Raw genomic sequence first — 26342 nt, 5'->3', positions numbered from 1 at the left:
AGTTGCAGTAATTAAATGTTTCATAGGTATCCTTTATTTGTGTAATTTTTGTTTAGTTATTTTTACACTGCAAAATTGCTTCTAAAAGCGCTATTACAAAAGGTCTATAAAATGAACAAATTGGTCTAAAACAGTTATTTTTAAAATAGAATAATTCTAAAAAGAAAAGAATTCTGTAGTTTATAGAACTAATTAAGAATATTTTTAGTCTAAAAACGTTATTAAAATGATGACTATTTAGTGTGCTTTTCGGAAAGCGGTTGGAGATAAACCTGTATGTTTTTTGAAGAATTTACCAAAGAAAGATTGATCGCTAAATTGTAGATTTTCTGCTATTTCAGAAATACTTAAAATGGGATTATTTAGTAATAATTTAGCTTCTAAAATTACAGCTTCATCTATTAATTGATTGGCTGTTTTACCTGAAACTTCTTTTAATACTTTAGATAAATAACCCGATGTAATACAAAGTACATCTGCATAAAATTGAACGCTTCTTTCACTCTTAAAATTTTCATTTAAAAGGTCTAAAAAGCGAATCATTAAATCTTCTTGCCTGGACAAACTAGCCTCTAAATCAGGGAATTCTCTTTTGTAAATAGAAGCATAATGGTATAATAATAATTTAAAAGAAGATTGTAACAACTCTTCTTTATAGGCTTTTTTTCTAATGAAAAGCGTTGGTTTCGCTCTAAAATTTTTGATAAAAATACTGCTGAATCCATTTCTTCATCAGATAATTTTAATTTAGGAATATTGTTTCCTGTAAAAAACTCAAAAGCATCGTGATCTTCTTTTTTGAATCCGTTACTTAGAATAAAATCTACTGTAAAACTTACAGAAATTATACTTATTTCTGGACTCATTTCACGAATATGTGCTACCACTTGTGGCTTTGCAACCATAACTTCGTTTTTTTTAAGTGTATGAGTAATTAAGTTAAGTTGTAAGGTTAAACTACCTGAAACTAGCAGAAACAAGCAATAACTATCTGTTCTAAAAGGATAGCTAATTGGAATTTTTTCGAATCTATTTTGAGAAATATGCACATGTAAACCATCACCTTGATCCGAATCTCCAAGGATTTCAATAAGCTCACTTATGGTATGGTTTATTATAGAGGTTTCTTTCAATAGAATAATAGTAATTATAACACTTCAAATATACCATATATTTTAGGTTTGTTTTTATAATAATTAGGAACTAAAATTGACTTTAATTAAAAATAAATCCATTATACACATATTATGCTTCCCTCCTACGTCGTCGCATAAAAAGTGCTCCATTAACATTGTAGAAGAAAATTTTTAGAATAAATTTTTTGAAGAAACTGTAGCAATAACTTTCGCTTTTAACCAAAGCTCAAGTTACATAACACGGAACATTATAGTACAGGTGTATTGTTTAGTATTTATGATTTATCCATTTGATAGCTATAATGTAGTATAATTTAAAATATCCCAGAAACATTTGTTTTCATAAGAATAATTGGAACATGGGTCATTAAACTAATAAGTGGTTTGCATCGCAGCGTTTATAAAACAATTGTAGCTATAATTAGACATTATGTAAAATTGCCGCTCGCAAACGCTCGATTGCTTTTTAAGAATTTTTAAACCAAATAAACATTTTTAAGTCAATACTCATATTAAAATTTTCTATCAGGATTAAATGGGCTTAAATCTAAAGTAGTCTTTTTTTCTGAAATTATTTCGGAAACTAACTTCCCTGTTGCTGGCCCCAAACTCCAACCCATCATCGAATGTCCTGTTGCAATTGTTAAATTATTACATTTAGAAGATTTACCAATATAAGGTAAACCATCTGGAGAGCATGGCCTTAATCCACAAGTTGCAGACTCTTTTTCTTCTTCAGAAATATTCAAATTGTTATAATAATTCTTAGCTGCATTGGCAATAGTTTGCACCCTAATTGGATTAATATTATGATTGATTCCTGCGATTTCCATCGTGCCAGCAAAACGTGTAAATCCTTGCATTGGTGTAACTGCTACTTTTGCTTCGCATAGTATTGCGGGAATTGTAATTCCTGTTTCTCTGTTTACATTAATTCTGTATCCTTTTCCAGCTTGTATTGGAATTTGTAATCCCAGTTTTTTAGTCAATAAAGGGCTCCAACTTCCTGCTGCTAAAACAACTTCATCAGCTTTTAATTCTTGTTTGTTTGTTATTATTTTTGAAACTTTTCCGTTTATTACTTCAATATCTTTTACGTGTTCATCAGCAAAAAATATAACCCCTTTTATCTTTAAATACTTTATCATTTCAGGCATAAAATCTGTCGGAGTCATATGTGCATCCGAATCAAAATAAATAGCGCCTTTAATATTTAGGTTTGCATTTGGCTCTAGAACATCAACTTCTTTTTTTGTTAAATTTTTAACACCTAAACCTTCTTCAATTCCGCGTTTACCAATCTCCCATTCTGCTTCACCAACTTTATCTGATTGATAGCACATTAATAAACCTTTACGTTCATAGTGAAAATTAAATGTGTTAGATGCTTTAATGTCTTCGTATAAATCTCTACTTAAAATATTAATAGCTTTAATTACGGGAATTGCTTTTTTTACTTTAGACGCAGTAGCAGATTTTTTAAACGCCCAAGTCCATTTAAAAAAATTTACATTTAAACGAGGCTTTATATAAAAAGGACTCGTTGGATTAAGCATCCACTTAATTCCTTTATTAATCATTCCTGGAGCTGCTAACGGAATAAAATGGCTAGGCGTTATATAACCAGCATTAACATAGGATGCACCGCTAGAGAAATTAGATTTATCAATTATAGTTACTTGATGGCCTTCTTCTAAAAGATAATAAGCTGTACTTAAACCTATTATTCCTCCACCAATTATTATGACGTTTTTTTTCATATTAAATTACTTGGAAACCATGTGCATAAGGATCATCTTGATCGTCGATGGTAATTGTATTGTGCCCAAAAACTTTTGCCCAGCCTTGAATGCTTGGTATTATGGCTAATTTATTATCTAAAATGGTTTCTTTATCAACACGGCCTATAAATTTACTGCCAATAAAGCTTTCGTGTATAAATGCTTCTCCTAGTCTTAATTTTCCTTTGGCATACAATTGTGCTAACCTTGCAGAAGTACCAGTTCCACAAGGGCTTCTATCTATAGCTTTATCTCCATAAAAAACAGCATTTCTTCCTGATGATGTTGGGTCTATAGGGTTACCCGTCCACAGCATATGTGTTACATTTTTTATAGTTTTATTTTCTGGATGCACAAATTGATTAGGATATTTTTCGTTAATTCTATCACGTACTATTTGAGAATATTGAATAATCTTTGACGCTGTAAAATCATGAACACCAGAGAAGTTTTCCTGAGGATCTACTATGGCATAATAATTCCCGCCATAAGCAACATCAAACGTAATATTTCCTAACTCTGGACAATTTATTGTTAGCTCTTGAGCAGCTAAATAACTTTTTACATTAGTAAGTTTTACCCATTCAACCTTATTGTTTACTTGCTTGTATTCAATTTCTACTAAACCTGCAGGTGCTTCCATTTTAATTTTTCCTGGAATTTTAGGTTGTATTAAACCCTCTTCAATTGCAACTGTAATAGTACCAATTGTACCATGTCCACACATTGGTAAGTAGCCTGACGTTTCAATAAATAAAATAGCAAAGTCATTGTCTGAACTATCTGGTGGATACAGGATGCTACCACTCATCATATCATGTCCTCGAGGCTCAAACATTAGTCCCTTTCTTATCCAATCGAATTCTTTTAAAAAATAAAGTCGTTTTTCGCTTATGGTATTTCCAATTAATTTTGGGCCTCCACTTTTTATAACCCTAACAGGGTTTCCGCAAGTATGAGCATCTATACAAACAAATGTGTGCTTACTCATTTCTTATTTTTTTGCTCTTAATCCATCTATAACTCTAAAAATATTAGAAGGATTATCGTTTTTTAATTCATTTGGCAATAAATCATTTGGCCAATCTTGATAACTAAACGGACGTACCCAACGTTTTATAGAACCAACACCCACTGCTGTAAATCTACTATCTGTAGATGCAGGATAAGGACCTCCATGAACCATAGATTCGCAAACCTCTACTCCTGTTGGAACGCTATTAAAAATAATACGTCCTACTCTATTTTGTAGTGCAGCAATTACTGCTGGATAGTTAGCAACTTCATTTTCATCGGAAATTACAGTTCCTGTTAATTGCCCTTCTAAACTAGTAATAATCACTTCTAATTCTTCTACGTTTTTACATTGAACAATCATAGAAAAAGGTCCGAAAACTTCTAAATGTAATGCTGAGTTTTCTAAAAATGTTTTTCCATCGACAGTAACAATAGTTTGTGCTGCATAATTATTTTGAACCTCTGATGTATAGTTTGCTGTTACGGTAACGTTATCTTGCGACACTACTTTTTCTTTATTACTTATGTATCCTTTTTTAATATTTGGATGCAACATACACGACGGATTTATTTTAGTAATCTCTTCCGAGACATTATTTATAAAGCCTGTTAAATCATCGCTTTTAATACCTAATAATAATCCAGGATTTGTACAAAATTGACCTGTTCCTAAGGTAATAGAACTAGCATATGTTTTAGCAATGTCTGCTTGTCTGTTTTTTAGTGCTTCTGGTAAAATTATAACAGGATTGATACTTCCCATTTCTGCAAAAACAGGAATTGGTTCTGTTCTTTTTGAAGCTAAATCTAGTAAGGCTCTACCTCCGTTGATGCTTCCTGTAAAACCAACAGCTTTTACTTTTGGGTGTGCCACTAATTGTTGTCCAACTTCTATTCCACTAGAATTTAAGTTAGAAAAAACACCATTTGGCATTCCTGTTTTTTTAGCTGCTTTAACAATAGCAGAAGCTACCAACTCTCCTGTGCCAGCATGCATTGGATGCGATTTTACAATTACTGGGCAACCTGAGGCTAAAGCTGCTGCTGTGTCTCCTCCTGCTGTAGAATAGGCTAAAGGAAAATTACTTGCGCCAAAAACGACAACAGGACCTAAAGGAATTAACATTTTTCTAATATCGGGTTTTGGTATTGGCTTTCTATTAGGTAGTGCGGTATCTATGGTTGCTTCAACCCAAGATCCTTCTGCTACTAAATTTGCAAAACTTCGTAATTGTCCAATTGTTCTTCCTCTTTCTCCTTTTGCTCTTCCTTCTGGCAAACCTGATTCTAAGCAATACGTTTTTATTAAGACATCGTCTAAGGCTAAAATTTCCTCTGCAATTGCGTTTAAAAATTCGGCTTTTTTAATTCCAGAAACAGTTCTAAGTTCTTTAAAAGCTTTTGCTGCTAAATTTACGGCGTCATCAATTTCTTGAGCTGTTGCTTCTGTAAAAACAGTAGCATTCTCTATATTTAATTCCGGATTAAAGGTTTTGTATGTTTTGGTTCCGTTGGCAGATAATTGATTGCCAATAAAGTTTTTTCCTGATATCATTTTTACTTATTTTTTAAATATTTTTTCATTTTTATTGATTTATAAACTACTTTTTTGATTCTAGGTATTTTATCAATAATAGCTTTAGATGAAAATTTTTGTCATAATCATCTCTGAATATGTAAACGTTTTAAAATATCTATATTCTAGCTTCTTTAAAAACAAAGTTTTCTCTTTTTTGAATATTTAAAAATCTTAACCTACTAAATCCAGAACTTCAAGTCTTTCTTTTGCCAGAATATATCTTACACGGACATCATCAATTTGCTGTTGCGTTAATTTCTTACCAAAAGTACGAAGCCCTCCAGCAATATCATTATGATGAATTCCCATAGCAAGCTTAAGATACTCCATAAGCAGTGGCTGTGCATCTAGATACGATAATGGATTTAAAGCCTGAGAAATTTTGTATGCCTCAGTCCATTCTCCATTTAAAACATACTCCTGCATTGTTACACTTGCTTTTGGGAATATAGTACCTACACCTGTAATGCCACCACTTGCTCCAGCAAGACCTGCATATACAGTTAATGTGTCTACTCCAGCTAAAATTTTTAAACCTTTGTTCTCTAACATTAGGGTTTCAATAATGGAAACATCTATAGTAGATATTTTAAGAGCAGTTACCTTAGGAAGAACAGAAATTTTTTTAAGAAGTTCTGTTGAGAGCGCATGATAACCAGCTGCATCAGGATTGTTATAAGGCATAATTGTTACGCCTACATCTTTTGCAGTTGCTTCAGAAAGTGCATAGTACTCATACATTTCTTTTTCAGAAGGAACCGCCTTAGTTTTTGGTGGCATAACCATAACTGTATCAACTCCAACTGTTGAAAGTCCTTCAACAATTTTAGCAAGTTCTTCCTTAGTTTCTGCTGCTGCTCCACTAATCAACGGGACATGATATTCTTTAGCAACCTCAGAAAGAGATTTAAGTAAGCAAAGACGCTGCTTCGTGCTAAGGTAACTATTCTCACCCAGAGTTCCAGAACCGACAAGTCCGCTCATTCTACTTCCGCCCTTTCCTTGAGTTTTTAAAATACCTGCCGCCTGTTTTTGCGTTGCATCAAGGTCAATTTCAAGAGAACCAGATTTTGATTCTTTCAACCATGTAAACACAGCAGGCATTACGCCGTTCCATTGTATACTCATAATTCCATTTTTAATGTTGTAAAATTAAAGAGTTAACAAATACTAAAATAAGATTAAATTACCCACTTTAGATACTATATTATCCTTAATAGTACATATTTTTGTATTATTGAGTAATTTTAAATTAAAATAAAATATTTAAAATGAAAGTTTTACCATTTAAAATTCCAAAACCAGAAAATAGTTTCTTAATTTATCAAGAAGATATAGAGGTTGTTTTTTATGATAAATTACATCAACATGATGAAATTCAGATTAGTTTTATTGAAAGAGGAAAAGGTACTTTATTAGTTGGTGATAAAGTTTCTAGCTATTTTGAAAATGATATTTTTATTATTGGAAGTAATTTACCACATGCATTTAAAAGTGATAAGAATACTGAAGACACCTCTAAAATGTTGAGTATTTTTTTTACAACATCTTCATTTGGTGATTCTTTTTTTGAATTAAATGAACTAGCAGAGATAAAAAAATTTTTATCTAAAACTTTACAAGGTTTAGTAATTAAAACACATAAAAATGAAATTATAAAAAACTTTATAAAACTAAAAGATGCTTCTAAATTAGAACGTTTTATCTTGTTTTTAGAGGTGCTGAAAATTTTTTCTAATGCAAAATCAGCTCCTCTTTCAATGTTTGTATACGATAAAAAATATTCTGATATTGAAGGAAAAAGGATGCGAAATGTATTTGATTTTACATTAGAAAACGCGTGTCAAAATATAACTTTAGATGATATTGCAAGCGTTGCGAATATGACAAAAAATGCGTTTTGCAAATATTTTAAAAAACGAACAAATAAAACGTTTGTTCGTTTTTTAATTGAACTACGGATTGAAAATGCTTGTAAATTATTAAGTACTAACAAGGATTTATCGATTAACGACATTGCTTTTAAATCTGGATTTAATAACATTTCTAACTTTAACAGACAATTTAAAATGATAAAACACATGACCCCTAACACGTTTAGGAATACTAACCTTTAATGTATTATACTATTATTTTTTAATTGATATTTGACATGAATGATAATATAATTATAAGTGATTTTTTTGGTTCTACCAGAATTGAATAAGTTACTGGCTTAAATTTACATTCCACACACCTCCTATTCCCTTTCAGAAAAGAGTGTTGCATTAATTGAATAGAGAAATATTAGAGAAGAAACAAAATATTACAGTACAAGTTTTATGTAATCTGATAAATGTAAATCACATAATATTTATTTTAATAATATAACCTAAAATCAAGTAATTTACATGCTCTGTAATGTTTTTGATGTAATTCTTCTACAACATCTAACATATTATCATCTTCTTGAAATAAGTTAAAAAAAACTTTATCTAAGTTTGAACTAGAAACACCATTAAACTCATTGCCATAACCAGAAATACCTCTTGCGCCTGTGATATCTAAAAAATATTGAGCTTCTTCTTCATCTAAGTTTAAAACCTTAGCATTTGAAAAATGTAGAATTTTTCCTTTTAATCTTCCTTCAAAAATTTCTGCAATTTCTTGTAGGCTATAATAATAGTTATTTAAACAAATACTATTTTCTTCTCCTTTCATTACCATGTAAATTACTTCATAATCTTTAAAATTATGATCATCTAAAACTAATGTATTTAAGCTAGCTTCTAAACTTTCAATGGTATCGCATGTTTTATAAATACTAGCTATTCCGTATTGTAAAGTCAATTGCTCTATATTTTTTTGAGCTTCCGTAATTTTTTTGGTTTCTATATTGTCAACACCTTCCAAACAGTATACAAAATAATCTCCTTCTGTAAATTTTTCTTGGGATAATTGTTGGTTTTTCTTTAACAAATTTCAATTTTTATAAAAGATAAATAAAGTACAAAATTAGTATAACTTTTTTGTTTTTAAAACGATTTTATAAAGTTACAAAGTAATCTATTTGTTGTAATCTATTTTGAAATTAAATCAAAAGATAATTTTATTCCTTGTATAATCATTCCGGTTCCAATAATAGCTATTATTAATCCCATTATTTTACCTATTACAGAAATAACATTATTACCCACTACTTTAACGATTAAGTCACTTAATTTAAAAGTAAAATAAGTTAATAAGCTCATAAATCCAAAAATAGCAATTACTAGAAATAATTGTAAAGATTCTGCTTTAGATACAAAATTCATTGCCGTTACAATAGTTCCTGGTCCTGCTAAAATGGGTATTGCAAGTGGTGAAACAGCTATGTTTTCATCTATATCAATATTGTCAATGGTTTTTACATTAGATTGCTTTGATTGTAGCATATCAAAACCAATAAAAAATATTAAAATACCTCCCGTTATTTTAAATGCAGGAATACTAATATTAAATAATTCAAAAATATATTTACCTAAAAGAATAAATACCGTTACAATAATAAATGCCGTTATATTAGCCCTTTTATTAATATCTAATTTTGTTTTCTTGTCCGCTCCTTGCGTTAAAGACAAAAAAACGGTCATGTTAGATATTGGATTTGTCATCGCAAAAAAGGCCGTAAATACGGTAATTGAAAACGTAATTATATTGTCCATGAATTGTCAATTTTAATGTTGCAAGAACTTGATTTACTTCTATTCTACCAAAGTATTTTTACTTTTTTTTGAATAGTTATAAGTTTTAAATATATCCTAAATTAGAATTAATAAAGCTCTTTTTAATATAAAGATATACTCATATTATTAAGTACTAAAGTGTACTTAAGTATTAGTTCTTTATTTCTTCGGGTGAATATGATACTGCAGTTTTAGTATACTTTAATTATGAGATGTACCCTAAAAACAAATCTGAATATGATATAGTTTTATCAAAATTATGGACGCTATAAATATAACAAATTTGATGTGAAACTGTTTTTAAAATCACTTATTATCAATATTATATATGGTTGATAACTAAATTAATGTAGAATAACTTTACAATAATAATTATTACAGAAATGGACAGAAGAGAGTTGTTTGAAAAAAGATCAAAGATTAAAATTAATGATGAAATATCTTTTTGCCCGAAAATTGTTACAATGGAATTGATTGGAAGAAAATGGAAAAGTGTCAAATTGCCTCATTTAATTGATAAGAAAAAGCATTATAACGAATTTCGAAAAGAAATTCTTGGTATTTTAATTAAATAACTTGTAAGTATTGATAATTTTCAAGTAAAAATAAGAATATTATGAGTAAAAGATATATTTAAAATAAACTTAATAAAATGAAATTAATATAAAAAGTGCTATAATGATATTTCTTAATTGATTTACTACTATTGTACAGTTTTTAACCCTTAAATTATATTTCTTTGAAAATATATTCACATTTATTTAATTGTATATTTGCGGTTATTAAAAACACTAACCAAACTAGTTATCCTTTTTATTTCCTATGCCTTTTAAAAAATTACAATCTGATATAAAAGAGAAATTAGAATCTCTTGAAATAACAACTCCTACTCCTTTTCAAAAAGCGAGTATTCCTGTAATAAAAAGTGGTGCAAATACTTATTGTACTGCTCCAGAAGGTAGCGGAAAAACAACAACACTGATATTAACAACATTACATAAGTTAAAATTTGAAGCCATTGGTACTGCACCAAGAGCAATAGTTTTAGTAGAAAATAACGAAAAGGCAACTGAAGTATACAACGCTTTTTTAAAATACACTAGATATCATGAATTTCGAGTGTATTTAGGTGACGAGAAGTTACATATTGATGTATTAAAATCAGAAATATTTGAAGGGATTGATGTGCTAATTGCTACTCCTAAAATTGTAAATAAATTACTTTTATTAGAGGGGTTAAGCACTTCGCAATTAAAAATATTTAACATACATGATGCTGATTTTTTAGTTAATAACGCTTCTTACACAACTCTTATGTCAATTACTCAGAGTGTAAATAAATGTCAGTTTGTAATTTATTCAGAAAAAATGCCTCCTATTCTAAAGCGTTTAGAATCTTATTTTATGCAATATGCTAAGACAGTTTCGATATAAAAATCTTTAGTTTTAAGTATATTAAAGTAACAGAAACAACTATTAAAAAATTTAATTTTACCTCTCTACATGAAAAATAAATTAACAGAAAAGCAGAAAGAACTTATAGAAAGTTTTGGTGTCGTTCAGGAAGGTATGGGACTTTCACCTGCATCTGCTCGTGTTGATGCATTACTTATTGTGGCCGACACTCATGAGTTAACTTTTGATGAAGTTAGAGAAAATTTAGAATTAAGTAAAAGTGCAACTAGTAATGCTATTAATAATTTATTAATGTTAAAGCGTATTGGTTATAAAACAAAACCAGGAGATAGAAAAAGATACTTTCACACTAAATTAGGGCAATGGAAAAACTCTTTTAAAGATAGTATTAATGCACTTACAAGTTATAATGATGTTGTCCTTCAGATTCTTAGTAATAGAACTAGCAAGACACCTGAATTTAACTCACAATTGAAAGACTTTACCCAATTTATTGAGTATTATCAAAAAGAAAGTATTAAATTGATTGAAAATTGGAAAAACGAATAGTTTTTTTTGATAAAATTGGTTCTTTTAATACTGAACAAATGAAATAAATAAAACTAAAAAAAATAAATAAGTATAAATGATAGAATTTTGGACAGCCAATAAAAGAGTAATTATATATGTGTTAATAGTGATTTGCGTAGTTTTAATTTTGCGTTTTTTCACGAAGTTATTTCATAACATCTTAGAAAAAAGATCAAGAAAAAAACATCCAAACGAAACCCCTGAAACAATTCAATTAACTCGAAAAATATTAAATTCTCTTTGGTTAGTTTTAGGTATTATGGCATTAGTCTTTATTTTTATCGATAAAGAAAATTATAAAGTATTTGCTCAAAAATTTTACATAGTATTTTATATAGGAATCGTAGCTGTAGCTACTATAACCACAGCTTCATTAACGCAAACATGGTTTAAACGTTCTATTGCTATAAAAATTAAGACTAATGAAGATCCTACGAGTTATAAATTTTTAAGTTACATCTCTTTTTTTAGTATCTATTTTATAGGAATTGTATTGGCAATACTTGTTTTTCCTTCCTTACGTGGTATTGCCCAAACTGCTGTAGGTGGTGCTGGTGTAATTGCTGTGATTGCTGGTGTGGCATCTCAAGAAGCTTTAGCTAATTTGGTTGGAGGAGTTTTTATAATCACTTTTAAACCTTTTAAAATTGGCGATATTATAAAACTAGATGAAACTATGGTAGGTAAAGTTACAGACATTACTTTACGCCATACAATTATTAGGAATTATGAAAACAAAATGATTGTTATTCCTAATTCTGTAATTAACAAAGAGAAGTTGGTTAACTACGATTTAGGTGAACGAATGTGTTGCCAATGGATAGAAATAGGTATTTCATACGATAGTGATATTGATTTAGCAAAACATATTATTAGAGAAGAATGCGAAAGTCATCCTAATATATTAGATCATCGTAGTGAGTTAGATAAGTATAACAATGAAAAAAAGGTTGTTGTGCGTGTTATTAATTTAGGAGATTCTGCTATAACTATAAGAGCTTGGGCTTGGGCTGCAAGTTTTGATGATGCTTTTAGAATGAAATGTGATTTATACGAAAGTATAAAAAAACGTTTTGATAATGAAGGTGTTCAAATTCCTTTTCCGCATACTACAATGGTATTTAAAGATCAACAGATAAATAAATTTAATAGAAATATAAGAACCCTTAATAATGAATAAATTTAAAATAGTTATAACTCTTTTTTTTATAACGTCGATTGTTAACGCTCAAGAAAAAAACGAATCATTTCAGAAAGAAACAGCTATTAGTGTAAAAGAAAAATTTCCGAGTGCTCGATTATTTAATTTTGAATATGGTCAATCGTTATCTCGTGACTTTAATTCGGAGTTGTTAGGTGTAGATTTTAATGATGCAAAAATAAAATCACAACAAACATTTAAAGCCTCTGCTAACATTCCTTTACATAGATCAAAAAATAGAAAATGGGCGGTTACAGGTTCTTTAAATTATCAATTAAATTCTTTTGAGTTTGAGGATATCAATGAAGCTAACGAACCTATATTCGAGCAAAACGGAACTGTAAATTTCCATAATTTCTCTACGGCAATAAGTTCTACTTATTTCTCTTCATTATTCAAAAAACCAGTAATTTATAATGCCTCATTAATTGTTGATGGGAATGAGAAAGGTTTAGAACGTATTAAAGGTTTAGTAGGCTTGTCTTTTATATTAAAGAGAACACAACGTACAACGATGACTTTGGGTGCAATTGTTTTTGTTGATCCAACATCTCAAATACCTTTTTTCCCTACTTTTTCATACAATCATAAATTTAAAAACTCTAAGTGGGAGTTAGATTTTATATTGCCTCAACGTTTATTATTTAGAAGGTTTGTAGGTAAAAACGGTCGATTTTCTATAGGTAGTACCTTTGGTGGTAATGGTTTTTATGTGAATATAGAAAACAACCCTACTTATACTGAAACTTTTGAATACAGCCAGTTAGAAATAAAATCTGGAGTTATGTACGAACACCGATTTAATAATTTTCTTATAGGTACTTTTCAAGGAGGTTTACAAAACTTTATAAGCAATCAATTAACTGAAAAAGGAGCATCTTCTAAAGACTATATTTATAAAAATACACAAGATGCTACAGGTTATTTTAACGTAGGTATCTCAATAGATCCTTTCGCTAAGAAAAAATAACATCAATTAAAAGTCCCCGCAAGTCCCCTGTTTTTAAACAGTGTTAATTTACTCTATGTTTTAGGGTTTAATTGGCACTGTTTTCGTTTTCTTATAATATGTATACCATCAAGATAACTAATAAAATAGTAGTAAAATAGATCTTGTTGTTATCTACTACAAAACGCATAAAAAAAAGGTGCAAAACAGCTGTTTGTACCTTTTCTTTAATAAAAAACAACATTTAAAATAATTTTAAATGTTGTTTTTATGTATAATAGTTTTATTTAAGTGATTTCATATCAATTACAAACCTATATTTAACATCGTTTTTAGTAACACGATCATAAGCTGTATTAATTTCTTGCATGTTTATAAGCTCAATATCACTAGTAATATTATGTTTACCACAAAAATCTAACATTTCTTGTGTTTCTTTAATACCACCAATTAAAGAACCCGCAATACGCTTACGTCCCATAATAATACTTCCTCCATTAAATGGTTTTAAAGGCTCTACTGCACCAACTAATACCATTGTTGCATCAATTTTAAGTAAACCTAAATAAGGGTCCATTTCATGACCAACAGGAATGGTGTTTAAGATAAAATCAAAACTTCCCTGATGTTTTTTCATGTCATCTGCATCTTTAGATACTAAAACTTCATGAGCTCCTAGCCTTTTAGCATCTTTACCTTTTTCTGGCGATGTGGTAATCATAACAACGTGAGCTCCTAATGCATTCGCAAACTTAACTCCCATATGGCCTAAGCCACCTAAACCGATTACACCTACTTTATCGCCTTCTTTCACTTTCCAATGCGCTAATGGCGACCACGTAGTAACTCCTGCACACAATAAAGGCGCTGTTGCTGCTTCATCTAAGTTTTCTGGTATACGAAGTACAAATTTCTCATCTACAACTACAGATGTTGAATAACCTCCATATGTTTGAGCACCTTCTATATGTTTATCAGGACTATTATATGTCCAAGTACTTCCTTTTTCACAAAACTGCTCTAAATCTTGCTCACAAGACGCACATGTTTGACAAGAATCTACCAAACAACCTACACCTACTAAATCACCTACTTTATAATTGCTTACATCGCCACCAATTTCTGTTACACGACCAATAATTTCATGGCCAGGTACTACAGGATAGTTAGATCCTTTCCAATCATTTCTTGCAGTATGTATATCACTATGGCAAACACCACAATAGGTAATGTCTATCTTCACATCTCCTACTCCTACTGCTCGCCTATTTATATCTAAAGGTTTTAAATCTTCTGTTGGTGCTGTTGCACCATATGCTTTTACTATTGTTGTTGCCATTATTGCGCGTTTTTTAAAGTGATTTTTAATTCGATGTTTGTATTTAATAATTTAGATATAGGACACACTTCTTTTGCTTTATGTGCTATTTGCTGAAACTGTTCTGCATCTATATTTGGTACATCTCCTTCTAAATTTAAAGTAATTTTTGTTATTGCTCCATCTTCAAAACTCACTGTAGCATCAACATTTAAATTTGTTGCTGTAAAATCAGCTTCGTTTAATAAAAAACTCAATTGCATAGCAAAACAACCAGCGTGGGCTGCTCCTATCAATTCTTCAGGGTTCGTTCCTTTTTCTCCATTTTCAAAACGTGTTTGAAATGAATATTGTGTTTTATCTAAAACATTACTTCCTGTTGTAATACTTCCTTTTCCCTCTTTTCCACTTCCTTTCCATTCTGCATTTGCTTTTCTTGTAAATTTCATAATATATGTGTTTTAGGTTAAATTATTTATTTTGAAGCTTTAGGGTAATCTGTATACCCTTTTGCTCCGGTAGTATAAAATGTATCTTCATTCCATGTTGCTAATTCCAAATTGTTTTCAAAACGTTCTACTAAATCAGGATTAGAGATAAATGGTTTTCCGTAAGCTACTAAATCCGCAAGACCTTCCTCAATGATTTTATTTCCTTTTTCTTGATCAAAAGCTGAATTAATCATTAAGGTACCGTTATACAAAGGTCTAAAGTGTTTTGCTATTTCAGTAACAGCATGTTTAACTTCAGATACATCTGTAAAAGGTTCTGAAAGATGAATGTATGCTAAGTTGTAATCATTTAATTTCTTAATAATATATTCAAAAGTTGGAATTGTATCTCCATCCATAGTCATTCCGAATAAACCATTTAATGAAGGATTAAAGCGTGCTCCTATTTTTTCTTGGGGAATCACTTCTTTTACAGCATCTAGTACTTCAAAAAAGAAACGAGCTCTGTTCTCTATAGTTCCTCCATAATTATCTGTTCTTTTATTAGAGGTTCCGTTAAAAAATTGATGAAATAAATAACCGTTAGATGAGTGTATTTCTACACCATCAAAACCAGCTTTAACAGCATTAGCCGCTGCATTTTTAAAATCTTGAATTGTTTCTTTAATATCTTCAACAGTCATTTCCTTAGGCGTAACAGTATCTTTAAAACCTTCTGGAGTATATGATTTTGAGTTAGGGTTTATTGCTGATGCTGATAAAGGTAATTTATCATTATGAAAATCAGGATGCGACATTCTACCAACATGCCATAATTGAATGAATATTTTTCCTCCTTTATCATGTACACGTTTAGTTACTTTCTTCCAACCTTCAACTTGTTCATCAGAATGGATTCCTGCTGTATGAATATATCCCACCGCTTTGGTAGATACTTGAGAACCTTCTGTAATAATTAATCCAGCAGAAGCACGTTGCTCATAATATAAACCATGTAAATCATCCGTTGGTATATTACCACTATTGTCTGCTCTACTACGCGTCATGGGTGCCATGACAACTCGGTTTGCTAGGTTAATATTTTTATTATATGCCGTTAATAGGTGTTGTTTGTTCATGTATTTTGCTTGTTTTAACAATAAAAAACAAAGCTACGACACATAATTATCAATCTCATTGATATAGATCAATTGAGATATAATTAACTTTTTATTTGTTGCCTTACACGACTTAAATTTTCTGGAGAAACACCTAAATAATTGGCAATATCATAATTAGGAACTCTATCTTCTATTTTGGGGTACGAAGTACAGAATTCAAGATATCGCTCTTGCGTGTTCTTTTCTAAAGTTGATAATATTCGTTTGCGTTGAGATATAAAAGCTTGAGTTGTTAAGATTCTGAAATAACGCTCAAAAATAGGAGCTTTGTCATAAATATTTTGAAGACTATCATAATTAATAGCCAACAATTCAGAATCTTCAATAGCTTCTATATATAATTTTGAAGGTATTTTATTATAAAAAGCATCAAAATCGCCAACCCACCAGTTTTCTATAGCAAACTGAATTATATGGCTACTCCCTTTATCATCTAAATAATAAGCTTTTAAACAACCTTTAATAACAAAAAACTCATGTTTAACACTTGTACCTGGTTTTAATAAGAATTGACCTTTAGATATTGATACTTTATTTAAAGCCTCATTAAACCTTTCTAAATCTAATTTTGTAGGAGTTATATGATCTTGAATGTGTTTTAGAATAGATTGATACATACTGCAAAGATGCATATTTTAATAATCAAACTTCTTTTAAGTTTAGTATTATTTATGAATGATTAGATCTTGTTTATAGTAGTATAAATAAATACTATATATGAAAAATGAATGTTCATTCTTTTTTTATATCTTTGTACCATCAAAAGAAAACAATGAAACATATCTGGAATTTTTTACGCATATTATTAGCTATATTTATAGTATATGCTGGTATACAACATTTTATTAAACCTGATTTTTTTAACGCATTTGTGCCTGATTTTTTAATATACAAATCAACAATTATATACGTATCAGGTATTATAGAAATCGTTCTAGGTGTACTGTTATTAATTCCTAAATATACACGTGTTGCAGCAAGCGGAATATTAATTTTAATGTTGCTTTTTTTACCAATACATATTTGGGATGTTATTACAGATACTCCTGCAATTGGTAGTCATGAAGCAGCTTTAATAAGATTACCAATGCAATTTGTTTTGATAGCACTAGCTTATAAATTTAGAAAAACAAACAACAATGGCTAAACTCCAAAAAAGTATAGATAAAAGAAACGCACTTGTTAAAGCCACAATTGAATTGGTAAATAACAATGGATTTCATGCTACACCAATGAGCAAAATAGCTAAAATGGCTAAAGTTTCTCCGGCAACAATCTATTTATATTTCCAAAACAAACAAGATTTAGTAAATCAAACATATATAGAGGTTAAAGCTAAATATACAGATTATGCTTTTGAAACTTATGATGAAAATACATCTGTAGAACTTGGATTTGAAGTTATTTGGAAACGTATTGCTGATTTTAAATTAAAAGATCCTGAAAACTCAATGTTTTTAGCACAATGTGATAATACACCAATGATTGATGAACCAAGTAGACAAGAAGGTATAAAACACCTACAACCCCTACTCGACTTATGGAATCGCGGAAAAAGTGAAGGTATTATAAAACCAATGTCAGATTATATATTATATGCATATGCCATAAACCCTTTATCATTTTTAGTGATTTCTCAGAAACGAGGTGTATTTACACTAGATAAAACACATATTGAAGAAGCTTATCAATCGGCTTGGAATAGTATAAAAGTATGTAAGTAATATGAAAAAAACAGCCATTATATTAGGTGCAACTGGGTTAACTGGTTCTAATTTATTGACGAAATTAATCAACGATAATCGTTATGAGAACATCAAATTGTTTTCAAGATCTAAAATTGATGGATTACCAACAAAAGTAACTCAGTATATAGGTGATCTTTTAAAACTAGAAGATTTTAAAGCAGATTTTACTGCGGATGAAGTGTTTTGTTGTATTGGTACAACTGCAAAAAAAACACCTGATAAAAATTTATATAAAAAGATAGACCATGGTATTCCTGTAGCTGCTGCTAAATTGGCAAAAGAAAATAAAATTACCACCTTTTTAGTTGTTTCGGCAATGGGAGCAAATAAAAAAAGTAGTGTGTTTTATAATAAGACAAAAGGAGAAATGGAAAATGATGTTTTACTTCAAAATATCGAAAAAACTATCATTTTAAGACCTTCTTTAATTGGTGGCGAACGAAAAGAACGCAGAATATTAGAGCAAATAGGCTTAAGTGTTTTTAAAATTATACAACCATTATTTGTAGGTAAATTAAAGAATTATAAAATAATTGATGCTGATAATATTGCCCAAGCAATGGTACAGTTAGCAAATAATAAAAATCATATCGAAGTAATTATTACTTCAAACCAAATAATAAAACTTTCAAAAAAATAAAATATGGAATTATTAGACAAATTAAATTGGAGATATGCTGCTAAAGCAATGAATGGCGAAAAAGTAGCAGAAGATAAAATAGAACGCATTTTAGAAGCTGCTCGTTTGGCTGCAACATCAAGCGGATTACAACCTTTTGAGATTTTTGTAGTTAAAAATCAAGAAATCAAAGAACAAATAAAACCAATTGCATGGAATCAATCTGTAATTACAGACTGTTCTCATTTACTAGTTTTTGCTGCTTGGGATACTTATACCGTAGATAGAATTAATTATATGTTCGACTTAACAAATGAAATTCGTGGTTTTAAGAATGAAGGTTGGGAAAACTACCGTCAAATGTTATTAGGTATGTATCCACAAAAAGATGAAGAAGAAAACTTTAATCACGCTGCTAAACAAGCATATATAGCCTTTTCTCATGCTATTATAGCTGCAGCTTATGAAGGTGTAGATGCAACACCTTTAGAAGGTTTTGAGCCAGATGCCGTAGATAAAATTTTAGGTTTACGTGAAAAAGGTTTACGTAGTGCTGTTTTATTACCATTAGGATATAGAAAAGAAAATGAAGATTGGTTGGTTAACTTAGTAAAAGTTAGAAAACCTATGACAGATTTAGTTACTGTAATAGAATAATAGTTATTAGTACTCTAAATGAATTATTAATTAAAAAAAGAAAAAAATGAATAATTTTGAATTTAAAAATCCTACCAAAATTATTTTTGGAAGGGACACTATAAAAGAAATCGCACAAGAAATACCAAGTAACGCAAAAGTATTATTGCTTTATGGAGGTGGTAGTATTAAGAAAAACGGAATTTACGACCAAGTAAAAACTGCTTTAGCAAATGTAGATGTTACTGAGTTTGGAGGTATACCTGCAAACCCAGAGTATGCAACATTAATGGATGCTTTAAAGGTTATTAAAGAAGAAAAAATCACCTATTTATTAGCTGTTGGTGGTGGTTCTGTTATTGATGGAACTAAATTTTTATCTGCAGCAGCAGTATATGAAGGCGAAACTCCTTGGGATATTTTAACTAAAAATATTAGAACAGAAAACGGAATGCCATTTGGTACCGTTTTAACCTTACCAGCAACAGGATCAGAAATGAATTCTGGAGCCGTTATTACAAGAGCAGAAACTAAAGAGAAGTTAGCAATGGGCGGACCTGGTTTATTTCCAGTGTTTTCAATATTAGATCCACAGGTTATCACTTCAATTCCAGAACGTCAATTAGCAAACGGATTAACAGATGCCTTTACACACGTTTTAGAGCAATATATGACATATCCTATTGGCGCTTTATTACAAGATCGTTTTGCTGAAAGTATTTTACAAACATTAGTAGAAGTAGCACCAACAGTTTTAAAAGATCCTACAAATTACCAAGCAGCATCTAATTTTATGTGGAGCTGTACAATGGCATTAAACGGATTAATACAAAAAGGAGTTCCTGGAGATTGGGCAATACATATGATGGGCCATGAATTAACGGCTTTATTTGGTATTGATCACGCTCGTACTTTAGCTATAATTACACCAAGTCATTACAAGTATAATTTTGAAGCTAAAAAAGAAAAATTAGCGCAATATGGTGAGCGAATTTGGAATATCACTGAAGGAACTACAGATGATAAAGCATATGCTGCTATAGAAAAAACAACTGCTTTTTTCCATGAATTAGGTATTGATACAAAATTATCTGATTACACGAAAGATTATGAAGGTACTGCAGAAGAAGTTGCGAAACGTTTTGCAGAGCGTGGATGGAAATTAGGAGAAAGACAAGCCTTAATGCCAGAAGATGCTGAAAAAATAGTTAAAATGGCTTATTAATTTTTATAAAATGAAAATATTACAAACACTAGCGTTAACGCTTACTATAATTACAGCGTCGAGTTGTAAAGAAGCTAAAAAAGATACGACTTCTAAAGAAGTATCAAAAGAAATAACGTCACTAAAAAAAGATAAAAAAATGAAAGTATTATTTGTATTAACATCTCACGATAAATTAGGAGAAACAGGGAAAAAAACAGGATTTTGGGTTGAAGAATTTGCAAGCCCATATTACTCATTATTAGATAAAGGTGCAGAAATTACTATAGCAACTCCAAAAGGAGGAGCTGCTCCAATAGATCCAAGTAGTGATTCACCTGATGCAGCTACAGAAGCTACAGATCGTTTTAACAAAGATGATGAGGCTAAAGCTAGAATTGCAAATACAAACAAGTTATCTGACATTAATGCAGACGATTTTGATGCTGTATTTTATCCAGGTGGACACGGACCATTATGGGATTTAGCTACTGATGCAACTTCAATTGCTTTAATAGAAAAGTTTAATAGTCAAGATAAGCCAGTAGCATTTGTATGTCACGCTCCTGCTGCTTTAAAAAATGTTAAAAATGCAGATGGTACTTTTTTAGTAAATGGTAAAAAAGTAACAGGTTTTACAAATACTGAAGAAGCTGCTGTTGGATTAACAGATGTTGTTCCTTTCTTAGTAGAAGACATGTTAAGTGAAAATGGAGGAATATACTCTAAAAAAGATGATTGGGCTGCTTATGTAATTCAAGATGGTAATTTAATTACAGGGCAAAACCCGGCATCTTCCGAATTGGTTGCAGAAAAATTATTACAAAGCTTAAAATAATTTAAATTAAGTGTATAAAAAAAGGCTGTCATTAAAATGACAGCCTTTTTTTATGAAAATATTTTTTTTACCAATCAATAGGGAAATAATCTTTTAAGAATTTTCCAGACCAATGTTTACCCGTATTAATTCCGTCAATTAACGGATCCATAACTCTTGCGGCACCATCAACAATATCTAATGGTGGTTGAAAATCATGAACTTCAACTTTCTTTTTAGATAATTCAGCCGGATCTTCATCTGTAACCCAACCTGTATCTACGGCATTCATATAAATACCTGATTTTGCAAACGTAGATGCCGAAGTATGTGTTAGCATATTTAAAGCGGCTTTTGCCATATTGGTATGTGGGTGCCTTTCTTCCTTTTTAAAGCGATGAAATTTACCCTCCATAGCAGAAACATTTATTATATGCTTTTTACCTGTATTTTCTTTCATCATTAAGTTAGACAAACGATTGCATAAAACAAATGGTGCAACAGCATTTACCAGCTGTACCTCTACCATTTCGGTTGTTTCAATTTCACCCAACTTTAAACGCCAACTATTAGTTTTTCTTAAATCTACTTGTTGTAAATCGGCATCTAATTCCCCTTCAGGAAAAACTTCTGATGTTTGCAAAGAATTATCAAAACTATACGGTATTTGAGATAATTCAGCAGAATTACGGAGTCCTATTCCAGGCTCTGGTCCGTGCCAAGTAACAGGTAAAACATTATTTTTATCAGTCTTAGAAGGACCAATACTTAAACTCGATAATTCTTCTAAGCAACTTTCATGATCTTTTAATAATCTTTGCGCTAACTTTGGAAGCTTATCTACTGGTAATTTTTCATTTTCCATTAAATGGAAATAAAAACCTGACGGTCTCCTTACTGTTTGAGCTGCATTGTTTATTAAAATATCTAATCGATTATATTTCTGTTCTATATAATTACAAAAAATTTCTACACTTGGAATATGTCTTAAATCAAGACCATGAATATGCAAACGATCACTCCAATCCTTATAATCTTCTTCTTTAGAAAATCGGATAGCAGAATCTGCCGGAAAACGTGTAGTAGCTACAACTGTTGCGCCCGAACGCAATAACATTAAAGTAATATGATAACCGATTTTTAAACGCGAACCTGTAATTACAGCTACCTGGTCTTTTAAGTTTGTAGTTTGAAAACGTTTGGCATAATTTAAATCACCACAATCTTTACACATTGTATCGTAAAAATGATGCAGTTTTGTATACATAGTTTTACAAACGTAACAGTTCCTAGGAGATTCTAGCTCTAAAGTATCTTCATTTATAGCTGCAGCTCCTAATAATTTAGGCGCCACAAATAATGCTGCTTCACGAGCAGAACGAATCCCTGTAGTTTTTCTAGCGTGTGTATCTTTCGCTATCATTTTACGTTTCGCTGCCTTTTTAGCATCTTTTCTTCGGCGTTCAAATTCGGCACGATTTGGCCTAGATAATTCACCGGCAGCTTTAAATAATGCTACTCTTTGCTCTTCTGGTAATTCAAAAAGTTGGTTTGTATCTTCCAATAATTGCTGTAAAGTCGAAATACAAGAAGCGATGTCTATATTCGGTTTTTCTTCACTCATAAACGAATTATTTATTTTTATTTTAGAAGTTTTGGTTCCTTTTATTATAAAATTATTCTGAAACAGCTTCAGAATAATTCTTTTATCTCTTATAGTTACAGATTAAAAATTAAAATCTTTGCTATATATTTATCTCAGGGCGCGAAATTACCTCTTTTAAATGAATTTTTTTTATCTATTAGAGAATAAAAACACTTCTAAACAATCATTTAATAATACTAAAAGCAAAAAATGAGATTTACCATATAGGTAAATCTCATTTTATATTTATAATAACTCTTAAGAAAAGCTATTATCATTAAAGTATGGTATAAAACTAAGTATTGATTATTTAACCAATGTTACTTTGACTGCATTCATACCTTTCATACCTTTTTCAAGTTCGAAGCTTACTTTATCGTTTTCAGAAATTTCATCAATAATACCACTTACGTGTGTAAAATATTTTTCTTGATCTGCAGAATCGATAATAAATCCAAACCCTTTAGATGAATCGAAAAAAGAAACTGTTCCTTTTCTAACGGGATCAAAAGCTTCTCTATCGCCTTCTAAAGTTTTAGGAACACTTACTTGAATGTCCTCTAAACTGATTTCTTCTATTACCTGATCAGGATCAGGAGGCGTAGCGCTTAAATTCCCATAAGCATCTGTATATGCAAATTCAATTCCAGTTGGTCCATTTTCCCTTATGTCAGCTTTACGAGCTTCCATTTTTTTCTTTTATCTTCACGTTTTTTTAAACGCTTTTTCTCTTTTTCATTCTTATTAAATGATTGCTGAGATTTTGCCATAAGATTAATTAATATATAATTTTATTACTATTTGTGATTTGGAGTATTGATAAGTACTTTTTAGGGTGTTATCATAATCGCCCCAATATAACCCTAAATTACGTATTTTTTTTGATTTTTTTGATTTTTTTAATTAAATTTTCTTTTATACCTTAATTTAAGAGAAATTTTAATATATCAAATTACTTTATAAGAAAAGAAAAAGTCCATCAAAGAATGATGGACTTTTAAAACTTAAAGTATATTTTTTAGATAACTTTTACGTTAACCGCATTTGGTCCTTTGTTTCCTTCTTCTAAATCAAATTCTACTTCGTCTCCTTCGCGAATTTCATCGATTAAACCTGAAACGTGTACGAAATGATCTTTTGTTACTCCTTCTTCAGTGATGAAACCAAATCCTTTAGTGTCATTGAAAAATTTTACTATTCCTTTACTCATTGTAATGTAATTAAATTTATAATACTTATCTGTTTGCAAAGATGGTACCATATTTTTGATAAAATAGATATTATTTGATTTATTTTTTTAAAAAATAAATATTGTATTTTAAAGCAGTAATTACTTTTCTAAAATCACTTTCTTTTTTTATCTTTTTCTACTTTTGTAGTATTAGATTGTGATAAATAATTAGCTAATATTTTATCAACTAACTCTTCTTTAGTTAAATGATGAAAGATAGTTTTTATTTTGGCTTTAAAATCTTCTGAAACGTTACGGTTAGGCTTGGTTTTAAATATTTTATTAGCCCATATTAAACCATTATTTTCTTCAATACTTTTAGCATCCGCCTTTTTAAATGGTTTAAAACTAATGCCTAGTTCCTTTTCAAAATCAGCAATATCTTTTACTTCTTCTTGTTGTAATATAGTTAAAGAAAGTCCGGTTGCTCCTGCCCTAGCTGTTCTACCACTTCTATGTACATAGGCATCATAAGTGTCTGGTAGATGGTAATTTACTACATACGAAACTTCTTTTACATCAATACCACGAGCTGCTAAATCGGTAGCAACTAATATATCTATATGTCCTTCTCTAAATTGCCCCATAATTCGATCACGAATTCCTTGGGTTAAACTACCGTGAATGGCTCCTGAAGAAAATTTATTTATAGCTAAATTCTTAGCTAATTTATTAACTGCTGCTTTAGTTTTACAGAAAATAATACCTCGCTGACCAATTTTTGAATTTAAAAAGTGAAGTAGTACTTCCAATTTTTCTATAGGTTCTACTACAACATATTGATGATCGATACCTTGGTGACCAACTGTTGTCATGTCTGCTTCAACTTTAATTACATGTTTTGACATATAATTTTGCACCAATTGTTTTATTGTACCAGGCATTGTTGCGGTAAACAATAATGTTCTTCTCGATTTCGGAATTTCCTTAATAATACTATCCAATCCTTCTTTTAAAGCACTTACCATTTCATCTGCTTCATCTAAAATAAAATGCGTAATGTGCTTAACATCTATCGCATTTCTTTTTATTAAATCAGCCAAACGACCAGGTGTTGCTACAACAATATGTGTATCAGATTGTAAACGTTCTATTTGTGGTTTGATAGGTATTCCTCCACAAACTGCTGCGATTGATATTTTTGGACTATTAGCAGAAAATGACGTAAGATTATTATATATCTGTTGTCCTAATTCTCTCGTAGGAGCAAGCACAATTGCTTGTACTTTAGGTGAAGTTACATCTATTAATTGTAATAAAGGTAAACCAAAAGAAGCTGTTTTACCTGTTCCGGTTTTTGCCAATACAACTACATCTTCTTTTTGATTTAGTATTACAGGAATCGCCTTTTCCTGTACATCTGTTGGTACAGAAATTTGTAATTGGGCTAAACTTTGTTGTAATTCTGCATTAATTCCTAAATCTGAAAACTGTTTTGGCATAAAATATTTTTTATGCAAAGATAATCACACTTATAAGAAATACTATCAATTAATATTCTTATTCCTTTTTTTCAGGTAACTACTTATAAATAGTCTTATTTCTAAAAATAAAAACCTGCTTTTAAAGCAGGTTTTTGTTATTAAAAAGTTCTGGTTTTGCACCTTTAATGTCTTTATAAAAGGCATAAAAATGAGCAAAATCAGATTTTATATCATCCGTTACATAAAACGGTTTTGATAACTTTACTTGTTTGTTTTCAAAATCGAAACCAAGCATTACAATTGGTACATTAGCACCTTTAGCGATGTAATAAAATCCTGTTTTCCATTTATCTACATATTGCCTTGTACCTTCAGGAGAAATTGCGAGTCTGAATTCTTCTTTTGAGTTAAAAACGTCAATAATTGCATCTACAACGTTTGAGCTTTTAGTTCTGTCTATCGGTGCTCCACCTAAAGCTCTAAAGAAAAAGCCAAAAGGAGGTTTGAATAATGATTTTTTGCCTACAAAATTAAGTTTGGTTTTTGTGATGTTTCTAGAGAATAAACCTACATAAAAGTCTTCCCAACTAGTATGTGGTGCTCCTATTAGTACGTATTTTTTAAGTTCTTTCGGAAACTCTCCGTTAAACTTCCATCCTAAAATTTTTGTAAATATAAATTTAGATATCATCTATTAATTATAAAGTTCAAAATTACGCTTTTCTGTATGAAATT

Annotated in this window: 27 protein-coding genes and 1 pseudogene; 11 read left to right on the top strand and 17 right to left on the bottom strand. The window is 30.2% G+C overall.

All coding sequences use genetic code 11. The features are described from left to right. Nucleotides 1-237: 237 nt before the first annotated feature. From RRF68_RS02930 to RRF68_RS02905, 6 genes are all read right to left on the bottom strand, one after another. Nucleotides 238-543: an AraC family transcriptional regulator gene (locus RRF68_RS02930; protein WP_315944941.1), complete on the bottom strand. Its 306-nt coding sequence runs from the start codon at nt 541-543 to the stop codon at nt 238-240. Between the two features lie 29 nt (nt 544-572). Further along, nucleotides 573-1133, bottom strand: coding sequence for a hypothetical protein (locus RRF68_RS02925; RefSeq protein ID WP_315944940.1), 561 nt, complete (start codon nt 1131-1133; stop codon nt 573-575). Between the two features lie 515 nt (nt 1134-1648). After that, nucleotides 1649-2896: an NAD(P)/FAD-dependent oxidoreductase gene (locus RRF68_RS02920; RefSeq protein ID WP_315944939.1), complete on the bottom strand. Its 1248-nt coding sequence runs from the start codon at nt 2894-2896 to the stop codon at nt 1649-1651. Nucleotide 2897: 1 nt separating this feature from the next. After that, nucleotides 2898-3908, bottom strand: coding sequence for a 4-hydroxyproline epimerase (locus RRF68_RS02915; RefSeq protein ID WP_315944938.1), 1011 nt, complete (start codon nt 3906-3908; stop codon nt 2898-2900). 3 nt (nt 3909-3911) lie between these two features. After that, nucleotides 3912-5489: an aldehyde dehydrogenase (NADP(+)) gene (locus tag RRF68_RS02910; protein WP_315944937.1), complete on the bottom strand. Its 1578-nt coding sequence runs from the start codon at nt 5487-5489 to the stop codon at nt 3912-3914. Nucleotides 5490-5684: 195 nt separating this feature from the next. Further along, a complete protein-coding gene (locus RRF68_RS02905; protein WP_315944936.1) occupies nt 5685-6641 on the bottom strand; it encodes a dihydrodipicolinate synthase family protein in 957 nt (318 codons plus the stop codon). Between the two features lie 143 nt (nt 6642-6784). Between RRF68_RS02905 and RRF68_RS02900 the strand changes: the two genes are divergently transcribed. Next, complete coding sequence (locus RRF68_RS02900) at nt 6785-7630, top strand: AraC family transcriptional regulator (RefSeq protein WP_315944935.1); 846 nt, start codon at nt 6785-6787, stop codon at nt 7628-7630. Between the two features lie 241 nt (nt 7631-7871). Here RRF68_RS02900 and RRF68_RS02895 read toward each other — a convergent pair whose 3' ends face one another. Continuing rightward, complete coding sequence (locus RRF68_RS02895; protein WP_315944934.1) at nt 7872-8471, bottom strand: DUF6642 family protein; 600 nt, start codon at nt 8469-8471, stop codon at nt 7872-7874. Between the two features lie 101 nt (nt 8472-8572). Next, nucleotides 8573-9196: a MarC family protein gene (locus tag RRF68_RS02890; protein WP_218772513.1), complete on the bottom strand. Its 624-nt coding sequence runs from the start codon at nt 9194-9196 to the stop codon at nt 8573-8575. Between the two features lie 843 nt (nt 9197-10039). On the opposite strand from RRF68_RS02890, the gene RRF68_RS02885 reads away from it, so the two are divergent. From RRF68_RS02885 to RRF68_RS02870, 4 genes are all read left to right on the top strand, one after another. Next, a complete protein-coding gene (locus RRF68_RS02885) occupies nt 10040-10651 on the top strand; it encodes a DEAD/DEAH box helicase (RefSeq protein ID WP_218772515.1) in 612 nt (203 codons plus the stop codon). Nucleotides 10652-10720: 69 nt separating this feature from the next. Then, entirely contained in the window at nt 10721-11182 is a 462-nt protein-coding gene (locus tag RRF68_RS02880; protein WP_218772516.1) for a GbsR/MarR family transcriptional regulator, read from the top strand. Between the two features lie 76 nt (nt 11183-11258). Beyond that, entirely contained in the window at nt 11259-12383 is a 1125-nt protein-coding gene (locus RRF68_RS02875; protein WP_315944933.1) for a mechanosensitive ion channel family protein, read from the top strand. Further along, a complete protein-coding gene (locus tag RRF68_RS02870; RefSeq protein WP_315944932.1) occupies nt 12376-13374 on the top strand; it encodes a hypothetical protein in 999 nt (332 codons plus the stop codon). The genes RRF68_RS02875 and RRF68_RS02870 overlap by 8 nt, the downstream gene beginning before the upstream one ends. A gap of 262 nt (nt 13375-13636) precedes the next feature. On the opposite strand, the gene RRF68_RS02865 is transcribed toward RRF68_RS02870, so the two are convergent. The 4 genes from RRF68_RS02865 to RRF68_RS02850 all read right to left on the bottom strand — a co-directional run bounded on the left by RRF68_RS02865 (nt 13637) and on the right by RRF68_RS02850 (nt 16900). Beyond that, entirely contained in the window at nt 13637-14692 is a 1056-nt protein-coding gene (locus RRF68_RS02865; RefSeq protein ID WP_275315590.1) for an NAD(P)-dependent alcohol dehydrogenase, read from the bottom strand. After that, nucleotides 14692-15120, bottom strand: a complete 429-nt coding sequence (locus tag RRF68_RS02860; protein ID WP_315944931.1) for an OsmC family protein — start codon at nt 15118-15120, stop codon at nt 14692-14694. Before RRF68_RS02860 ends, RRF68_RS02865 begins: the two co-directional genes overlap by 1 nt. A gap of 26 nt (nt 15121-15146) precedes the next feature. Continuing rightward, the gene (locus tag RRF68_RS02855; RefSeq protein ID WP_315944930.1) at nt 15147-16241 is read right to left on the bottom strand and encodes an alkene reductase; all 1095 of its coding nucleotides are present in this window, start codon (nt 16239-16241) and stop codon (nt 15147-15149) included. An 83-nt stretch (nt 16242-16324) separates the two neighbouring features. Continuing rightward, the gene (locus RRF68_RS02850; RefSeq protein ID WP_315944929.1) at nt 16325-16900 is read right to left on the bottom strand and encodes a Crp/Fnr family transcriptional regulator; all 576 of its coding nucleotides are present in this window, start codon (nt 16898-16900) and stop codon (nt 16325-16327) included. A gap of 155 nt (nt 16901-17055) precedes the next feature. On the opposite strand from RRF68_RS02850, the gene RRF68_RS02845 reads away from it, so the two are divergent. From RRF68_RS02845 to RRF68_RS02820, 6 genes are read left to right on the top strand one after another with little or no spacing between them, the layout of a single operon-like run. Beyond that, a complete protein-coding gene (locus tag RRF68_RS02845; RefSeq protein WP_275315584.1) occupies nt 17056-17430 on the top strand; it encodes a MauE/DoxX family redox-associated membrane protein in 375 nt (124 codons plus the stop codon). After that, nucleotides 17423-18007: a TetR/AcrR family transcriptional regulator gene (locus tag RRF68_RS02840; RefSeq protein ID WP_315944928.1), complete on the top strand. Its 585-nt coding sequence runs from the start codon at nt 17423-17425 to the stop codon at nt 18005-18007. The genes RRF68_RS02845 and RRF68_RS02840 overlap by 8 nt, the downstream gene beginning before the upstream one ends. A gap of 1 nt (nt 18008) precedes the next feature. Beyond that, the gene (locus RRF68_RS02835) at nt 18009-18671 is read left to right on the top strand and encodes an NAD(P)H-binding protein (RefSeq protein ID WP_315944927.1); all 663 of its coding nucleotides are present in this window, start codon (nt 18009-18011) and stop codon (nt 18669-18671) included. Between the two features lie 3 nt (nt 18672-18674). Continuing rightward, complete coding sequence (locus RRF68_RS02830) at nt 18675-19307, top strand: NAD(P)H-dependent oxidoreductase (RefSeq protein WP_218772526.1); 633 nt, start codon at nt 18675-18677, stop codon at nt 19305-19307. 46 nt (nt 19308-19353) lie between these two features. After that, nucleotides 19354-20511: an iron-containing alcohol dehydrogenase gene (locus RRF68_RS02825; protein ID WP_315944926.1), complete on the top strand. Its 1158-nt coding sequence runs from the start codon at nt 19354-19356 to the stop codon at nt 20509-20511. 10 nt (nt 20512-20521) lie between these two features. Further along, complete coding sequence (locus tag RRF68_RS02820; RefSeq protein ID WP_218772528.1) at nt 20522-21328, top strand: type 1 glutamine amidotransferase domain-containing protein; 807 nt, start codon at nt 20522-20524, stop codon at nt 21326-21328. Between the two features lie 67 nt (nt 21329-21395). On the opposite strand, the gene RRF68_RS02815 is transcribed toward RRF68_RS02820, so the two are convergent. The 5 genes and pseudogenes from RRF68_RS02815 to RRF68_RS02795 all read right to left on the bottom strand — a co-directional run bounded on the left by RRF68_RS02815 (nt 21396) and on the right by RRF68_RS02795 (nt 26298). Further along, nucleotides 21396-22931 (bottom strand): SDR family oxidoreductase, encoded by a 1536-nt coding sequence (locus RRF68_RS02815; RefSeq protein ID WP_315944925.1) that lies wholly within the window; start codon nt 22929-22931, stop codon nt 21396-21398. A gap of 327 nt (nt 22932-23258) precedes the next feature. Further along, nucleotides 23259-23722: pseudogene (locus tag RRF68_RS02810) on the bottom strand (cold-shock protein). A gap of 248 nt (nt 23723-23970) precedes the next feature. Further along, nucleotides 23971-24162, bottom strand: coding sequence for a cold-shock protein (locus RRF68_RS02805; RefSeq protein WP_218772531.1), 192 nt, complete (start codon nt 24160-24162; stop codon nt 23971-23973). 134 nt (nt 24163-24296) lie between these two features. Beyond that, on the bottom strand, nt 24297-25625 hold the full coding sequence (locus RRF68_RS02800; RefSeq protein ID WP_315944924.1) for a DEAD/DEAH box helicase: 1329 nt from the start codon (nt 25623-25625) through the stop codon (nt 24297-24299). A 121-nt stretch (nt 25626-25746) separates the two neighbouring features. After that, nucleotides 25747-26298, bottom strand: a complete 552-nt coding sequence (locus RRF68_RS02795) for a 1-acyl-sn-glycerol-3-phosphate acyltransferase (protein WP_315944923.1) — start codon at nt 26296-26298, stop codon at nt 25747-25749. Between the last annotated feature and the right edge of the window lie 44 nt (nt 26299-26342).

The organism is Tenacibaculum sp. HL-MS23, assembly GCF_032463465.1.
Taxonomy (GTDB): Bacteria; Bacteroidota; Bacteroidia; order Flavobacteriales; family Flavobacteriaceae; genus Polaribacter; species Polaribacter bernardetii.
Note: the sequence above shows the minus strand (reverse complement) of the source record. Positions and strands in the feature narration are given on the sequence as shown.